14 protein-coding genes are annotated in these 14662 nt (G+C 60.5%); 8 read left to right on the forward strand and 6 right to left on the reverse strand.

The genetic code is table 11. From position 1 onward, the window contains the following. Positions 1-204 precede the first annotated feature (204 nt). Both AB4O16_RS10605 and AB4O16_RS10610 read left to right on the forward strand, forming a co-directional pair. Complete coding sequence (locus tag AB4O16_RS10605) at positions 205-1110, forward strand: LysR family transcriptional regulator (RefSeq protein WP_218575158.1); 906 nt, start codon at positions 205-207, stop codon at positions 1108-1110. Positions 1111-1277: 167 nt separating this feature from the next. Further along, a complete protein-coding gene (locus tag AB4O16_RS10610; RefSeq protein WP_046042152.1) occupies positions 1278-1499 on the forward strand; it encodes a hypothetical protein in 222 nt (73 codons plus the stop codon). 9 nt (positions 1500-1508) lie between these two features. On the opposite strand, the gene AB4O16_RS10615 is transcribed toward AB4O16_RS10610, so the two are convergent. Continuing rightward, on the reverse strand, positions 1509-2405 hold the full coding sequence (locus tag AB4O16_RS10615) for a helix-turn-helix domain-containing protein (RefSeq protein WP_460157684.1): 897 nt from the start codon (positions 2403-2405) through the stop codon (positions 1509-1511). A gap of 190 nt (positions 2406-2595) precedes the next feature. Here AB4O16_RS10615 and pobA point away from each other — a divergent pair, with 190 nt between their 5' ends. Both pobA and AB4O16_RS10625 read left to right on the forward strand, forming a co-directional pair. After that, positions 2596-3780, forward strand: a complete 1185-nt coding sequence (pobA, locus tag AB4O16_RS10620) for a 4-hydroxybenzoate 3-monooxygenase (RefSeq protein ID WP_178120506.1) — start codon at positions 2596-2598, stop codon at positions 3778-3780. Positions 3781-3857: 77 nt separating this feature from the next. Continuing rightward, positions 3858-5375, forward strand: a complete 1518-nt coding sequence (locus AB4O16_RS10625) for an MDR family MFS transporter (protein WP_460157685.1) — start codon at positions 3858-3860, stop codon at positions 5373-5375. A 132-nt stretch (positions 5376-5507) separates the two neighbouring features. On the opposite strand, the gene AB4O16_RS10630 is transcribed toward AB4O16_RS10625, so the two are convergent. The 4 genes from AB4O16_RS10630 to AB4O16_RS10645 form a co-directional block, all read right to left on the reverse strand. Next, entirely contained in the window at positions 5508-6356 is an 849-nt protein-coding gene (locus AB4O16_RS10630; RefSeq protein ID WP_460157686.1) for a cache domain-containing protein, read from the reverse strand. A 94-nt stretch (positions 6357-6450) separates the two neighbouring features. Further along, positions 6451-7323, reverse strand: a complete 873-nt coding sequence (locus AB4O16_RS10635; RefSeq protein WP_460157687.1) for an ATPase — start codon at positions 7321-7323, stop codon at positions 6451-6453. 119 nt (positions 7324-7442) lie between these two features. After that, positions 7443-8435, reverse strand: coding sequence for an NAD-dependent epimerase/dehydratase family protein (locus AB4O16_RS10640; RefSeq protein ID WP_460157688.1), 993 nt, complete (start codon positions 8433-8435; stop codon positions 7443-7445). Between the two features lie 55 nt (positions 8436-8490). After that, positions 8491-9384 carry a LysR family transcriptional regulator ArgP gene (locus AB4O16_RS10645; protein WP_150718807.1) on the reverse strand — a complete coding sequence of 298 codons (894 nt, stop codon included), beginning with the start codon at positions 9382-9384 and terminating at the stop codon, positions 8491-8493. Between the two features lie 96 nt (positions 9385-9480). Here AB4O16_RS10645 and AB4O16_RS10650 point away from each other — a divergent pair, with 96 nt between their 5' ends. The 3 genes from AB4O16_RS10650 to AB4O16_RS10660 all read left to right on the forward strand — a co-directional run bounded on the left by AB4O16_RS10650 (position 9481) and on the right by AB4O16_RS10660 (position 11251). Beyond that, positions 9481-9882 (forward strand): ACT domain-containing protein, encoded by a 402-nt coding sequence (locus tag AB4O16_RS10650; protein WP_460157689.1) that lies wholly within the window; start codon positions 9481-9483, stop codon positions 9880-9882. A gap of 5 nt (positions 9883-9887) precedes the next feature. Then, positions 9888-10490 (forward strand): LysE/ArgO family amino acid transporter, encoded by a 603-nt coding sequence (locus tag AB4O16_RS10655; protein ID WP_460157690.1) that lies wholly within the window; start codon positions 9888-9890, stop codon positions 10488-10490. A gap of 164 nt (positions 10491-10654) precedes the next feature. Then, positions 10655-11251: a superoxide dismutase gene (locus tag AB4O16_RS10660; protein ID WP_160385592.1), complete on the forward strand. Its 597-nt coding sequence runs from the start codon at positions 10655-10657 to the stop codon at positions 11249-11251. Positions 11252-11428: 177 nt separating this feature from the next. Here the strand turns inward: AB4O16_RS10660 and AB4O16_RS10665 are convergent, their stop codons facing one another. After that, a complete protein-coding gene (locus AB4O16_RS10665) occupies positions 11429-11689 on the reverse strand; it encodes a DUF6124 family protein (RefSeq protein ID WP_460157691.1) in 261 nt (86 codons plus the stop codon). A gap of 771 nt (positions 11690-12460) precedes the next feature. Between AB4O16_RS10665 and AB4O16_RS10670 the strand changes: the two genes are divergently transcribed. Continuing rightward, positions 12461-14512: a putative bifunctional diguanylate cyclase/phosphodiesterase gene (locus AB4O16_RS10670; protein ID WP_460157692.1), complete on the forward strand. Its 2052-nt coding sequence runs from the start codon at positions 12461-12463 to the stop codon at positions 14510-14512. Positions 14513-14662 lie beyond the last annotated feature (150 nt).

Genomic DNA, 14662 nt, shown 5'->3' on the forward strand with positions numbered 1-14662 from the left:
ATATTCCGAATGGCTTTTGCCTTTTTGTAGGAGCGAGCTTGCTCGCGATGGACTCGAAGACGCCGCGTTCAAGCGGTAACCCGCATCATCGTTAACGACCATCGCGAGCAAGCTCGCTCCTACAGTGGAACAGAGCTTAGTTGTCTGACTCAGTACAAAAAATGCGATGCTTGAACATAGTTTGTTTCTGAAAGCGGGCAAATCATGGATCGTCTTCAAGCAATGCGTGTGTTCGTCACGGTGGTCGACCTCGGCAGCCAGTCGGCCGCCGCCGATCACCTGGAGCTGTCACGGCCGGTGGTGTCGCGGTATCTGGCGGAACTGGAAGACTGGGTCGGCGCGCGCCTTATGCACCGCACCACGCGAAAATTGAGCCTCACCGCCGCCGGCAGCGAAATCCTGCCCCGCTGTCGGCAGATGCTCGATTTGTCCACCGACATGCAAGCCGCCGTCAGCGAACCGGACGAAGCGCCGCGCGGCCTGCTGCGGATCAGCGTCAGCACCTCGTTCGGCCAGGCGCAACTGGCCGATGCCATGACCGCGTACGTCAAACGCTACCCCGGTGTCAGCATCGACATGCAGATGCTCGACCGCACCGTGAACCTGGTGGATGAGCGCATCGACCTGGCGATCCGTACCAGCAACGACCTGGACCCGAACCTGATCGCCCGTCGCCTGACGGTCTGCCGCTCGGTGATCTGCGCCTCCCCCGCTTACCTGCGCGAGCATCCGGCGCCGCAACGGGTCGAGGAGCTGAGCCTGCACAACTGCCTGACCCATTCCTACTTCGGCAAAAGCCTCTGGCATTTCGAGCAGGACGGCGAGCAGGTGTCCGTGCCTGTGCAGGGCAATATCAGCGCCAACGAGGCCAGCACGCTGTTGCGCGCCACGATCGCCGGCGCCGGGGTGGCAATGCTGCCCACGTACCAGGCCGGCGTGCACATCCACAGCGGCGAATTGATCCGCCTGTTGCCGGCGGCCGAACCGCGGCAAATGAACGTGTACGCGGTATATGCCTCGCGCAAGCACATGCCGGCGGCGTTGCGCAGCTTGCTGGATTTCCTGGTGCTTAGATTTCCGCAAGAACCGGAGTGGGATGTGGGGCTTTAGGACCCTGTGGGAGCGGGCTTGCCCGCGATTGCGGTTGATCATTCAACACTGTTGTCGACTGACCTGACGCCATCGCGGGCAAGCCCGCTCCCACAGGAGACATCAGCGTTCTGAATGTCGCGGTACATCCATGACTCGGCTTGCTGGCAACTCACAGGCGCTGACCTATGCTCAAAGTAATACCGAAAGGTATTCGTTCAGAGGTCAACGCCATGAACATCAAAACAAGAAGATACCTCGCCATCTTCATCACCTGTGCCGTCACGCTCGGGCTGTACGGCGCTGCCGCCTGGCGCGTCGAGCAACTGCGCAACCTGCCCCGTGAGTACGCAAGCTGCAACTTCGAGCGCTGCATTCCCCACAACGCCACCCTCAACGCCCTCCGGTAACGAAGGGGGTCAGGCTTCGTTGTCCTGATCGGCCTTCAAGCGGTCGCGGAACGCCTTTGGCGAAATCCCTACACGACGCCGGAACAGGCGCGTGAAGTTGGTCGGATCGGAAAACCCCAACACGTCGGACATTTCATAAATGGTCATGCCGGTGTAGGTCAGCAATCGCTTGGCCTCCAGCAATTGCCGCTCGTGCATGATCTGCAGCGCCGGTTGCCCCGCCAGCTCACGGCAGGTGCCGTTGAGGTGCGACACGGAAATCCCCAGCCGGTGCGCCAGGTCCTCGACCTTGACGTGCTGGCGATAGGTCTCTTCCACCAGTTGAATGAAACCGTTGAGATACTCCCGGGCCCGCTGCGGTCGCGCCATGGCGGTGCGACGCTGGATCACCTGGCGACTGACCCACACCACGATCACGCTGACCAGCGAATGCATGAGCATTTCCCGCGCCGGTTGATGGCTGGTGTATTCACTCTGCAAGGCACTGAACAGGCTGTTGAGGTACTCGGCGTCCTTGCCTGCCGGGTAACTTTCGGCCTGGGCCAGGGCGTTGACCGATTGCCCCAGCTGCATTTGCAGGTGGGCGATCAGCGGCGCGGCCAGGGTCACGACAAAGCCTTCCACGTCTTCGGAAAAGCGAAAGCCATGCACCGACAGCGGTGGCAGGATCTGGATGGCCGGCTCTATCAATTGTGTACGCTTGCCTTCGATTTCAAGCTCGGCCTGACCTTTGAATACGAAGAGCAACTGACACAAATCAGCGTGGCGGTGGGGTTTGATTTGCCAATGATGTTCGCGGCTGCGTATGGAAATGGTTTCACAGTGCAGCAAGTCCGGGGTCGGCCAGTCCAGGCTTTCACCGTAGAGCTTGAACACCGGAATCGAAGGCAGGTCAGGCTTGTTCATCACTTCAATCCAGGTCTCGGAGTAGATGATGGGCGATAATCGCCCCGATTGGCAGAATGTACAGCTATCGGCTCAGTTTTCACCTTCAATTGACAGACCCGCAAGGGAAAAATGCAAGCACTCGATCCATAAAAATCATTCACCGGCCCTGGTCGCGTGAAGCTTGCGAGTCATAAAAACAATGAAAACGTTGAAAACCCAGGTCGCCATCATTGGCGCCGGCCCTTCCGGCCTGTTGCTCGGCCAACTGCTGCACAACGCCGGCATCGACACCGTCATACTCGAACGCCAGACCCCGGACTACGTACTCGGCCGAATCCGCGCCGGCGTGCTTGAACAGGGCATGGTAGAGCTGTTGCGCCAGGCCGGCGTGAGTCAGCGCATGGACGCCGAGGGGCTGGTCCACACGGGCTTCGAACTGGCCCTCGACGGGCGCCAGGTGCACATCGACCTGCATGCCCTGACCGGTGGCAAAAGCGTGATGATCTACGGCCAGACCGAAGTCACCCGCGACCTGATGGCCGCTCGTCGGGAGGCCGGTGCCCAGACGTTTTACCAAGCCGACAACGTCGTTCCCCATGGCATGAAAACCGACGAAGCGTTTGTCACTTTTGCGAAGGACGGCGAGCTGTATCGCCTCGATTGCGACTACATCGCCGGTTGCGACGGCTTCCATGGAGTGGCGCGCCAATCGATTCCCGCCGACAGCCTGAAAGTCTTCGAACGGGTCTATCCGTTCGGCTGGCTCGGGATCCTCGCCGATACCCCGCCGGTCCACGAAGAGCTGGTCTACGCCCGCCACGAGCGCGGCTTCGCCCTGTGCAGCATGCGTTCGTCGACCCGCACCCGTTATTACCTGCAGGTGCCCACCAGCGATCACGTCGATAACTGGTCGGATCAGCGCTTCTGGGACGAACTCAAGTCGCGCTTGCCACAAGCGCTGGCGGACAAACTGGTCACCGGCCCGTCCATCGAAAAAAGCATCGCGCCGCTGCGCAGCTTCGTGGTCGAACCGATGCAGTACGGCCGCATGTTCCTGGTCGGCGATGCCGCACACATCGTCCCGCCCACCGGCGCCAAGGGCCTGAACCTGGCAGCCAGTGATGTGAGTACGCTGTTCAACATCCTGCTCAAGGTTTACCGTGAGGATCGCCGCGATTTGCTGGAGAAATACTCGCAGATCTGCCTGCGCCGGGTGTGGAAGGCCGAGCGGTTTTCCTGGTGGATGACCTCGATGCTGCACCGTTTCGACGACCACGATGCCTTCAGCCAGCGCATTGCCGAGTCGGAACTGGAGTATTTCGTCGGCTCAGAGGCCGGTCGAAAAACCATAGCGGAAAACTACGTCGGACTTCCTTATGAGGCTATCGAATAGCCTGCTATCGACTTACACTGGCGAGCATTCCCGCTCGCCTTGCCTCGCGCGGGTCAATCACTGCCCGCAGGTTTCCCGTGACCAATCTCCATCAGCCTGACATGCCCAAACCCGCCATCCGCAGCGTGCTGATCGCGCTGATGCTGGCGATCTTTCTCGGCGCGCTGGACCAGACCATCGTCGCTGTTTCGATGCCGGCCATCTCCGCGCAATTCAAGGACGTCAGCCTGCTGGCCTGGGTGATTTCCGGCTACATGGTGGCAATGACCGTGGCGGTGCCGATCTACGGCAAACTCGGCGACCTGTACGGGCGGCGCAAGCTGATGCTGTTCGGCATGGGCCTGTTCACCCTGGCATCGGTGTTCTGCGGCATGGCCCAGAGCATGGAGCAACTGGTCCTGGCGCGGATCTTCCAGGGCATCGGCGCCGGCGGGATGATTTCGGTCAGCCAGGCCATCATCGGTGACATCGTGCCGCCACGGGAACGCGGCCGTTATCAGGGTTACTTCAGCAGCATGTACGCGGTGGCCAGCGTGGCCGGCCCGGTGCTCGGCGGTTACATGACCGAGTATCTGTCCTGGCGTTGGGTGTTCTTGATCAACCTGCCGCTGGGCCTGGGTGCCTGGCTGGTGGCCCGTCGCACACTGGTGGGGCTGCCGGTTCCGCAACGCAAGCCGGTCATCGATTACCTGGGCACCGTGCTGATGATCATCGGGCTGACGGCGCTGTTGCTGGGCATCACCCAGGTCGGCCAGGGTCATTCGTGGCACAGCGCCGAAGTGCTGGCGCTGCTCGCTTGTGCGGTGCTGGTGCTGGGGCTGTTCGTCGTTCACGAGCGGCGGGCGCGGGAGCCGTTGCTGCCCATGCATCTGTTCGCCAACCGCAATGCGATCCTGTGCTGGTGCACGATTTTCTTTACCAGTTTCCAGGCCATCTCACTGATCGTGCTGATGCCGTTGCGCTTCCAGAGCGTGACCGGCGCCGGTGCCGACAGCGCCGCTTTGCACCTGTTGCCGCTGGCCATGGGCTTGCCGATTGGCGCGTACTTCGCTGGCCGTCGCACTTCGGTGACCGGGCGCTACAAACCGATGATCCTCACCGGCGCCGCACTGATGCCCATCGCAATTCTCGGCATGGCGTTCAGCCCGCCGCAGGCCTTCGTGTTGAGCAGCCTGTTCATGTTGCTCTGCGGGATCTCATCCGGCATGCAGTTCCCGACATCGTTGGTGGGCACGCAGAACTCGGTGGAACAACGCGACATCGGAGTGGCCACCAGCACCACCAACCTGTTCCGTTCGCTGGGAGGCGCGGTCGGCGTGGCCTTGATGTCGGCGCTGCTGCTGGCGTTGTTGCAGGATTCCAGTTTCGCGCACCTGGCCAGTTCGACGCTGATTGCCGAAGGCAGTTCGGGGAATGTGTTGCTCGACGGCTTGAACGCCGCACCAGGCGAAGCGCAGAACGCCTTGCGTGCGGAGTTGTTGCTGACGTTCCGACAGTTGCTGACGGTCAGTGCGGTGGTGTCGTTGCTGGGGCTGGCGGCGGCGATTGCCATGCCGAACATGTTGTTGCGTGGGCGTGAGGACAAGGTTCGATAGGTAGACCGTGTTGCGGCCATCGCTGGCAAGCCAGCTCCCACAAGTATTGATGTCGTTCACAAAATTTGTGGTCAACCTCAAACCTGTGGGAGCTGGCTTGCCAGCGATGGCGTCCTCATTGAAACCATATAATCAAGGGCTGTAATACCCGACCGCCACCAGGAAATGCCCAACCTTCTTCAGATAGGCATGCTTGTTCTCGACCTTGCCGGTCACCGGGTTTTTCCAGCGGTATTCGTACTCGCCGTAATCCTGCTTGCCCACCAGCGCCAGCATCGGCTCGCCCACCGGCTTGCCTTCCGGATCCACGATCTTGCTGAAGTCGGTATTGATCAGCCGCAGGTTGGTGCCGTGGGCCACGTACCGTTGGGTGTCCAGGTCGACGACAAAGACATACAGGTCATCCTGCAGGTAGCCGCCCTTGAGGGAGTTGATGGCCGTCAGGGTGCCCTTCTCGTCCCTGGCCAGATCGGTTGCCGCTTTGTTGAGCAAGGCCATGGCCTGTTCGGCGGAAGCCCGGGGCAGGTAATAACCGACCGCCAGAATCCGTTGGCCGATGCGCTGGTAGTAGACATGCTTGCGCTCGACCTTGCCGTCGTTCCAATTCTGCCAGCGATATTCCGCCTGCTGAATGCCATTGCCTTCCGGCACTTTCAGGGCGTCCTTGAAGGTTTTCTGCAAGTCCGGCCCGAGCACCTCCGATACGTCGCGGCCAATCAACGCCGACGACGGCCCGCCGCTGGCAAGCATCACGCCCTTGGTGTCGAGCACGAAGACATAACGGTCCTTGTCGACAAACTCGCCCTGGCGACTGAACGCCGCAAACGCCTTGTCGCCATGCTCGTGGTAGTAGGCCAACGCTTTTTCCAGCAGGGCGATGGCCGCCTTGCTGTCGTCCTTTTCCGTCCCGGCCGCTTGCGCCTGCCCCAGGCAAAGCAAAAACATGCCGCACAGCAAGGCGAACCTATGCAAATACCCCATTGCGCATCCCTCGTTCCTGATGATGTTTCAAGAGCGTAGACGGCAATGGGGGATGCATGGATTTCAGCAGTCGCGGGTCTTCCCGGGCAGACGATTACTGCTTGGTGCGCAATTGCTGTTGCAGGTTCTGGATCTGCGCCTGAAGGGTATTGATGTTGCGGGTGACCTGGCTTCGGAACGCATCGAACTCGGCAGTGTTGGTCGAGCCCTGTGCGGCGGCCGGACGGTTGTCCTGCACGCTTTTGAGCACAAGCATGTCTTGCTCGAGACGTTCGATGGCTGCGCTTGGGTTGCCTTGTTTCTTCAATGCGGTGATATCGGCGCCCAGGCTTTTGAGCTGTGCATCGAATTTTTCCGCGTCGGACGGGGCATTTTTCAGGGCGGTCAATTCCGCAGTCAAGGTTTTGACCTCGGCCTGCAACTGCGTATTGGTCGCCTGGTGTTCGCTGTCCTGAGCGGTCAACTGCGCCAGGCGCTTGTCCGCCTCGGTGGTTTGCGCGGTCATTTGTGCCAGTCGCTTGTCCAGGTCCGAGGCCTGGCCGGCGACGCCTTGCTGTTGGGTGCTCTGGTCCTGGAGCTTGCTTTCCAGCTGGCGGATTTGCAGCTTCAAAGCCTCGCTGTCGGTGCTGACACTGGTCTGGCTGGCAACCACCTTGCCGGAAATATCCTGCAGGCGCCCTGCCGCTTCCTCGCTGATCCGGGCGAAACTTTCCTGGGTCGCGACCAATTGCTGTTCCATCAGGGAAATCTGCTGAAAGCTCCACCAGGCCAGGCCCGCGAACGCAAAGAACAACGCCCCGACCAATGCCCACAGCGGACCGGTGCTCGCCGCCTTGACCTTCACCACCGGCGCCGTGCGCGGATGCACGACCGAGCGGACAGTGGGCGGATAATCGTCATCGAGAACGTCTGCACGCAGGCTCGGTACATCGTCGAAGTCGTCGTTGGCATCGTTTCGCATGGACATTGAATCAACCTTAATGAATCACATAATGGCTTTATGCCGCGCAGTATAACCCCACAGGCGCAACCATTGACCCCGAAGCCCGTATCCGGTTCAGAAAGGGGGGCGCGGTTTGAGCTTCATCAGCGAATATCCTGCGCCTTCCACCAGCCACAGAACTCATCAAGCGCGGTCCAGAGGCTGACCTTGGGATCGTAATCCAGATAATGCCGGGCGCGGCTGATGTCCAGGGTGAAATTTTTCTTCATGACCTGCATGCCCAGCCGCGACAGCGTCGGCTCGGGGCGCCCCGGCCACAACTTGCACACCCCCTCGTTGAGCGCCGCCACGCTGTAGGCCAGGCCGTAGGAACGATAACGGGTGACCTGTGGGACGTCCATTTTACGCATGACGTAATTGACCACGTCCCACAAGGGCACCGGCGCGCCGTTGCTGATGTTGTAAGCCTTGCCCAGCGCCGAACCGCTGGCCAGCAAACTGCTGAGCAACGCCTCGTTGAGGTTTTGCACGCTGGTGAAATCCACTTTGTTCAGGCCGTTGCCGATGATCGCCAGGCGACCCTTGCGCTGCATGTTCAACAGACGCGGGAAGATGCTCATATCGCCAGCCCCGGTGACGAAACGCGGGCGCAGGGCCAGGGTTTCGAGGCCGAATTCCTGGGCGCCGAAGACTTTTTGCTCGGCCAGGTATTTGGTGGCGGCGTAATGATGCTTGAAACGCTTGGGCACCTGCTCTTCGGTCAGGCCCAGGTGATCGCGGCCATCGAAGTAGATCGACGGCGACGACAAATGCACCAGCCGCCGAACCCGTTGCTTCAGGCAGGCTTCGACCACGTTCTCGGTGACCTGGACGTTACCCTGGTGGAAGTCCTGATAACGTCCCCATAAACCGACGGCACCGGCGCAATGCACCACGGCCTCGACGTCCGCACACAGTTCGCGCGCCAGTTCCGGGTCGCTCAAGTCACCCTGGATGAATTCGGCTCCACGACGTACCAGATGCTCCACGCTTTCGGCCCGGCGACCGTTGACCCGCACTTCCAGGCCCTGCTCCAGGGCAAAGCGCGCAAAGCGCCCGCCGATGAAGCCGCTTGCGCCGGTAACCAGAATCTTCATGTATTGCTCCGAAATATTTCGATTTGCGTATTACGTCAGGTCTTGACGCTGCGCATCAGGCCAAGGGCACCAGCCATTGTTTCGATGCACTGACCAATTGATCGGTGAGCATCCCCAGCAACTGGCCGCCATTGCGCCAATGATGCCAGTACAGCGGCACATCGATCGGCTTATCTGGCAGCAACTCCTGCAATACGCCCCTTTCCAGTTGCTCGCGCACTTGCAGTTCCGGCACCAGCCCCCAGCCGAGTCCGGCTTCCGTCAGACGAATGAAACCTTCGGAAGACGGGCACAAATGGTGTTCGAAACCACCCTCGACGCCCAGAGACGCAAGGTAGCGATGCTGCAGGAAATCATCCGGGCCAAACACCAGCGCCGGGGTGCGGGCCAACTGATCGGCGCGTACGCCTTGCGGAAAATGCCGGGCAATAAAGGCCGGGCTGGCCAGTGCACGGTAACGCATGGCCCCCAGCAGCACGCTGCGCGCGCCGGCCACCGGGCGCTCGCTGGCGCAGACACAGGCGGCCACCTCACCGGCACGCATGCGCTTGAGGCCGACGGTCTGGTCCTCCACGACCAGATCCATCAACAGATGCTGCTCCGCGCAAAACGCCCCCACCGCCTGCGCCCACCAGGTGGCCAAGCTGTCGGCATTCAGGGCGATCCGCAGGCGTTCCGGCAGGCCCTCTTCATCCAGCGCCGGCACCAGGCTTTGCAAATCCCGTTCAAGCAGGCGCACTTGCTGCACGTGGTTGAGCAAGCGTCGACCGATTTCCGTCGGCGTCGGCGGCGTGGCCCGCACCAGCACTGGCTGGCCGACCCGGGCTTCCAGCAGCTTGATGCGCTGGGATATCGCCGATTGCGACAGGCCCAGCACCTGGGCCGCCCGTTCAAAACCGGCCTGCTCGACCACGGCGGCCAGGGCAGAGAGCAATTTATAGTCGAACATCAGTTTTCCTAATGAGCGATCAGCAAGATTGGTTTTTCTTATACAACCTTCCCAAGGACAATGACCAGCAAGAACTCTTGAACAAGGATCACCCACATGGCTGGCGAAACTTCATTGGCAACGCTGCTGCGCAGCATGAGCCCGCAACTCAACGCCGGCGAATACGTGTTCTGCACCCTGCGCGACGGTCAGTTGCCTGCGGGTCTGGAGATTGTCGGCAGCTTCCGCGAACAGGAAGGGCTGACCGTGATTCTCGAACGCGCTCACGCCGAAAGCGCCGGGTTCAGCTTCGACTACGTCGCCGCCTGGATCACCCTGAACGTGCATTCGGCCCTCGAAGCGGTCGGCCTGACCGCCGCGTTCGCCACGGCATTGGGCAAGGCCGGCATCAGTTGCAACGTGATTGCCGGCTACTACCACGACCATTTGTTTGTCGGCCAGGCCGATGCCGACCGTGCCCTGCAGGTGCTGCGGGACCTGGCAGCCAACGCGGAGTAAAAATCATGTGGCAAAGTTATGTGAACGGGCTGCTCGTGGCCTTTGGCCTGATCATGGCGATCGGCACCCAGAATGCGTTTGTCCTGGCGCAAAGCCTGCGCCGCGAACATCACCTGCCGGTAGCGGCGCTCTGTGTGGCCTGCGACGCTTTGTTGGCGGCGGCCGGGGTTTTCGGCCTGGCGACGGTGCTGGCACAAAACCCGACACTGCTGGCGATTGCCCGCTGGGGCGGCGCAGCGTTTCTGTTGTGGTACGGCAGCCAGGCACTGCGCCGGGCCTTTTCGAAGCAGAGCCTCGAACAGGGCGAAGGCCAGACCGTACGCTCGCTGCGCGCGGTGATGCTCAGCGCGCTGGCGGTGACGTTGCTCAATCCGCACGTCTACCTCGACACCGTGTTGCTGATCGGCTCCCTGGGCGCACAACAAACCGAGCCCGGCGCTTATGTCGTCGGCGCGGCCAGTGCATCGCTGCTGTGGTTCTTCACCCTGGCGCTCGGCGCGGCATGGCTGGCACCCTGGCTCGCCCGCCCCAGTACCTGGCGAATTCTCGATCTGTTGGTGGCAGTGATGATGTTTGCCGTAGCGCTGCAGTTGATCACGGCCATCTGATTCGCGGAACCTCTATTCCACACAGTTGTTGCGTGGTTATGCCGCCCCCCCGGTGCTATGATCCGACTCCCTGCGCCGCAAAGAGTACAAACTCCCCGGCGCTTGTCTGGCCGCCCGTGATCGGCCTTGCGCTCACCGCAACTGACCTGATTAGGAGAATCAATATGGCTTTCGAATTGCCGCCGCTGCCGTACGCACACGATGCCCTGCAGCCGCACATTTCCAAGGAAACCCTGGAATACCACCACGACAAGCACCACAACACCTACGTCGTGAACCTGAACAACCTGGTGCCAGGCACCGAGTTCGAAGGCAAGACCCTGGAAGAAATCGTCAAGACTTCCTCGGGCGGTATCTTCAACAACGCCGCTCAGGTCTGGAACCACACTTTCTACTGGAACTGCCTGGCGCCAAACGCCGGCGGTCAACCAACCGGCGCACTTGGCGATGCCATCAACGCAGCCTTCGGTTCGTTCGACAAGTTCAAGGAAGAGTTCAGCAAGACTTCCATCGGCACCTTCGGTTCCGGTTGGGGCTGGCTGGTGAAGAAGGCTGACGGTTCCCTGGCCCTGGCCAGCACCATCGGCGCCGGCAACCCGCTGACCAACGGCGACACCCCGCTGCTGACCTGCGACGTCTGGGAACACGCTTACTACATCGACTACCGCAACGTTCGTCCAAAGTACGTCGAAGCGTTCTGGAACCTGGTCAACTGGAAATTCGTGGCTGAGCAGTTCGAAGGCAAAACCTTCACCGCTTAAGCTCGACGCCAGTCAAAAGAACCCGGCTTTTTAGCCGGGTTTTTTATTGCCCGGGATTTTCAGCGTTCGTCAGGGCCCCTTCGCGAGCAGGCTCGCTCCCACATTGGGTCGGTCTACACCGGACCACTGTGGGAGCGAGCCTGCTCGCGAAGAACGATAATGCGGTCAGCCTGCCAACTACTGCGGATCGACATTATCCAACGCACGATTCACCGCCAGCTCCGCCAGCATGATGATCTGCGCAATGGCCAACGCCATGTTGCGCTGAGGGCCGGTCAGGAAGGTGGCGAAATCACTCGCCATGACGTTGGCCGAAGCCAGTGATTCACAGGCGTGGGCCAGCAGGGATTCGGTATCCATGTCCGGGACGATCATGAACATCGTGTTTGGGGTGTAGGGTTTGGTGGTGTTGGGGGGATCGGGGATTAATTTGTCCATAAAACCATTCCTCTAGCGCTGCGGCCACCACTTGCCGTTTCTCACGCGGTGAAGAGGTGGCAGCTATGTGCGAGGTGAGAAACCGGTATGGACACCCGGGCCAGACCTAAGCCTGCCCGCACACAGCCGCCATGACGCATTTACAGACAGCGGACTAGCTGGCGGCGATTATGCGTGCACAGGTTCTGGATGACCATAAGTAGCCGGGTTCTCACACCCGATCGCTGAGTTTTCAGCGACAGCCAAAGGCTATTCAGCCCGCTTCCGACGGACAACCTGAAAACTGCGTGGGAAACTTCTGGCGCTTTCCTACACCGCGCCATCCCATGTGGGAGCGAGCTTACTCGCGAAAAACGCCAGGACAACGCGGGCAATCAGGCAGCACGCGTTATCGTTGACGTCCATCGCGAGCAAGCTCGCTCCTACAGGGCCGGGCGCTTGTTAAAAGTGACTCGCCGTAAGGGCGAAACCATAAGTGGCCGTTACCGCAGAAACGGATATGCACTCCGTTAAAAACCCAAACCCACTCACCTTGCCCCACCACCACAGACAGCTAACATCAAACAAAAGGAAAATATCTACACCCCGCCCCTCAAGTTGAAGGACTCGACAACCGACACAGTACTAATAGGCAAACTCGTCAAGACAACTGCAAATCGGCCAAGCTGCAGGCAAAATCCCCCAAGGATGATTGTCCCTTTGACTGCCATCACGGGATTGCCAATACTCATGGCAACTTGATGCTACCCGCACGGAACAAGGAATAACCCTTTGAAGCTGGAACTCAAGAACAGCTTGTCGGTGAAGTTGCTCCGGGTCGTGCTCCTGTCGGCATTGATCGTCGGCGTGGTCTTGAGCTGCGCACAGATCGTGTTCGATGCCTATAAAACCCGCCAGGCCGTCGCTGGCGATGCCGAGCGCATCCTCGACATGTTTCGCGACCCCTCGACCCAGGCCGTCTACAGCCTGGACCGGGAAATGGGCATGCAGGTGATCGAAGGCCTGTTCCAGGACGACGCCGTGCGCAAGGCCTCCATCGGCCATCCCAACGAAGCCATGCTCGCGCAGAAATCCCGCGAGCTGCAGCAATCGAGCAGCCGCTGGCTGACCGACCTGATTCTTGGCAAGGAACGCACCTTCACCACTCAGTTGGTCGGTCGCGGGCCTTACAGCGAGTATTACGGCGACCTGAGCATCACCCTCGACACCGCCACCTACGGCCAGGGGTTCATTGTCAGCTCGGTGATCATCTTCATCTCCGGCGTACTGCGCGCGCTCGCCATGGGGCTGGTGTTGTACCTGGTCTATCACTGGCTGCTGACCAAGCCATTGTCACGGATCATCGAGCACCTCACCGAAATCAATCCGGACCGCCCCAGCGAACACAAGATCCCGCTGCTCAAGGGCCACGAGAAAAACGAGCTGGGCATCTGGATCAACACCGCCAACCAGTTGCTCGAATCCATCGAACGCAATACCCATCTGCGCCACGAAGCGGAAAACAGTCTGTTGCGCATGTCCCAGTACGACTTCCTGACGGGACTGCCGAACCGCCAGCAATTGCAGCAGCAACTGGACAAGATCCTCATCGACGCCGGCAAGCTGCAACGCCGGGTCGCGGTGTTGTGTGTCGGCCTCGACGACTTCAAGGGCATCAACGAGCAGTTCAGCTATCAGACCGGCGACCAGTTGCTGCTGGCCCTGGCCGATCGCCTGCGTGGCCATAGCGGCCGCCTGGGCGCCCTCGCCCGCCTCGGTGGCGACCAGTTTGCCCTGGTCCAGGCCGATATCGAGCAACCCTACGAAGCCGCCGAGCTGGCGCAAAGCATTCTCGATGATCTGGAAGCGGCGTTTGCCCTCGACCATCAGGAGATCCGCCTGCGCGCCACCATCGGCATCACCCTGTTCCCCGAAGACGGCGACAGCACCGAGAAGTTGCTGCAAAAGGCCGAGCAGACCATGACGCTGGCCAAGACCCGGTCGCGCAACCGCTATCAGTTCTATATCGCCAGCGTCGACACCGAAATGCGCCGTCGCCGCGAACTGGAAAAGGACCTGCGCGATGCGCTGATCCGCGATCAGTTCTACCTCGTTTACCAGCCGCAGATCAGCTACCGCGATCACCGCGTGGTCGGCGTCGAAGCGCTGATTCGCTGGCAACACCCCGAGCACGGCCTGGTGCCGCCAGACCTGTTCATCCCGCTGGCCGAACAGAACGGCACCATCATCGCCATCGGCGAATGGGTGCTGGACCAGGCCTGCAAACAGCTACGCGAGTGGCATGACCAGGGTTTCAGCGACCTGCGCATGGCGGTGAACCTGTCCACGGTTCAATTGCACCACGCCGAACTGCCGCGGGTGGTCAACAACCTGCTGCAGATGTACCGCCTGCCACCGCGCAGCCTCGAGCTGGAGGTCACCGAAACCGGCCTGATGGAAGACATCAGCACGGCCGCCCAGCACTTGCTCAGCCTGCGCCGCTCCGGCGCGCTGATCGCCATCGACGACTTCGGCACCGGCTATTCGTCCTTGAGCTATCTCAAGAGCCTGCCGCTGGACAAGATCAAGATCGACAAGAGTTTCGTTCAGGACCTGCTCGATGACGACGACGATGCGACCATCGTTCGCGCCATCATCCAGTTGGGCAAGAGCCTGGGCATGCAGGTGATTGCCGAGGGCGTGGAAACCGCCGAGCAAGAGGCCTACATCATTTCCGAAGGCTGCCACGAAGGTCAGGGCTATCACTACAGCAAGCCGTTGCCGGCGCGGGAACTGGGTGCCTATTTGAAACAGGCCCAACGCAGCAATGCCGCTATTTTGTAAACCCAGCCCCCCTGTAGGAGCGAGCCTGCTCGCGATGAACCTGAGAGCAACACGTTCATTCAGAATGAACGCGTCATCGTTCACGTCCATCGCGAGCAGGCTCGCTCCCACAGTGAATAAGAAATATTTCCAGCTACAACCCTTTACACA

The sequence above is a fragment of the Pseudomonas sp. S2_H10 genome, from assembly GCF_054668285.1.

What these genes read in the sequence shown, in the direction of transcription:
- AB4O16_RS10635 (WP_460157687.1), bottom strand. Translation starts at nt 7,323, where the DNA reads ATGTCCATGCGAAACGATGCCAACGACGACTTCGACGATGTACCGAGC.
- AB4O16_RS10615 (WP_460157684.1), bottom strand. Translation starts at nt 2,405, where the DNA reads ATGAACAAGCCTGACCTGCCTTCGATTCCGGTGTTCAAGCTCTACGGT.
- AB4O16_RS10650 (WP_460157689.1), top strand. Translation starts at nt 9,481, where the DNA reads ATGGCTGGCGAAACTTCATTGGCAACGCTGCTGCGCAGCATGAGCCCG.
- AB4O16_RS10610 (WP_046042152.1), top strand. Translation starts at nt 1,278, where the DNA reads ATGCTCAAAGTAATACCGAAAGGTATTCGTTCAGAGGTCAACGCCATG.
- AB4O16_RS10630 (WP_460157686.1), bottom strand. Translation starts at nt 6,356, where the DNA reads ATGGGGTATTTGCATAGGTTCGCCTTGCTGTGCGGCATGTTTTTGCTT.
- AB4O16_RS10655 (WP_460157690.1), top strand. Translation starts at nt 9,888, where the DNA reads ATGTGGCAAAGTTATGTGAACGGGCTGCTCGTGGCCTTTGGCCTGATC.
- AB4O16_RS10665 (WP_460157691.1), bottom strand. Translation starts at nt 11,689, where the DNA reads ATGGACAAATTAATCCCCGATCCCCCCAACACCACCAAACCCTACACC.
- AB4O16_RS10640 (WP_460157688.1), bottom strand. Translation starts at nt 8,435, where the DNA reads ATGAAGATTCTGGTTACCGGCGCAAGCGGCTTCATCGGCGGGCGCTTT.
- AB4O16_RS10645 (WP_150718807.1), bottom strand. Translation starts at nt 9,384, where the DNA reads ATGTTCGACTATAAATTGCTCTCTGCCCTGGCCGCCGTGGTCGAGCAG.
- AB4O16_RS10660 (WP_160385592.1), top strand. Translation starts at nt 10,655, where the DNA reads ATGGCTTTCGAATTGCCGCCGCTGCCGTACGCACACGATGCCCTGCAG.
- AB4O16_RS10605 (WP_218575158.1), top strand. Translation starts at nt 205, where the DNA reads ATGGATCGTCTTCAAGCAATGCGTGTGTTCGTCACGGTGGTCGACCTC.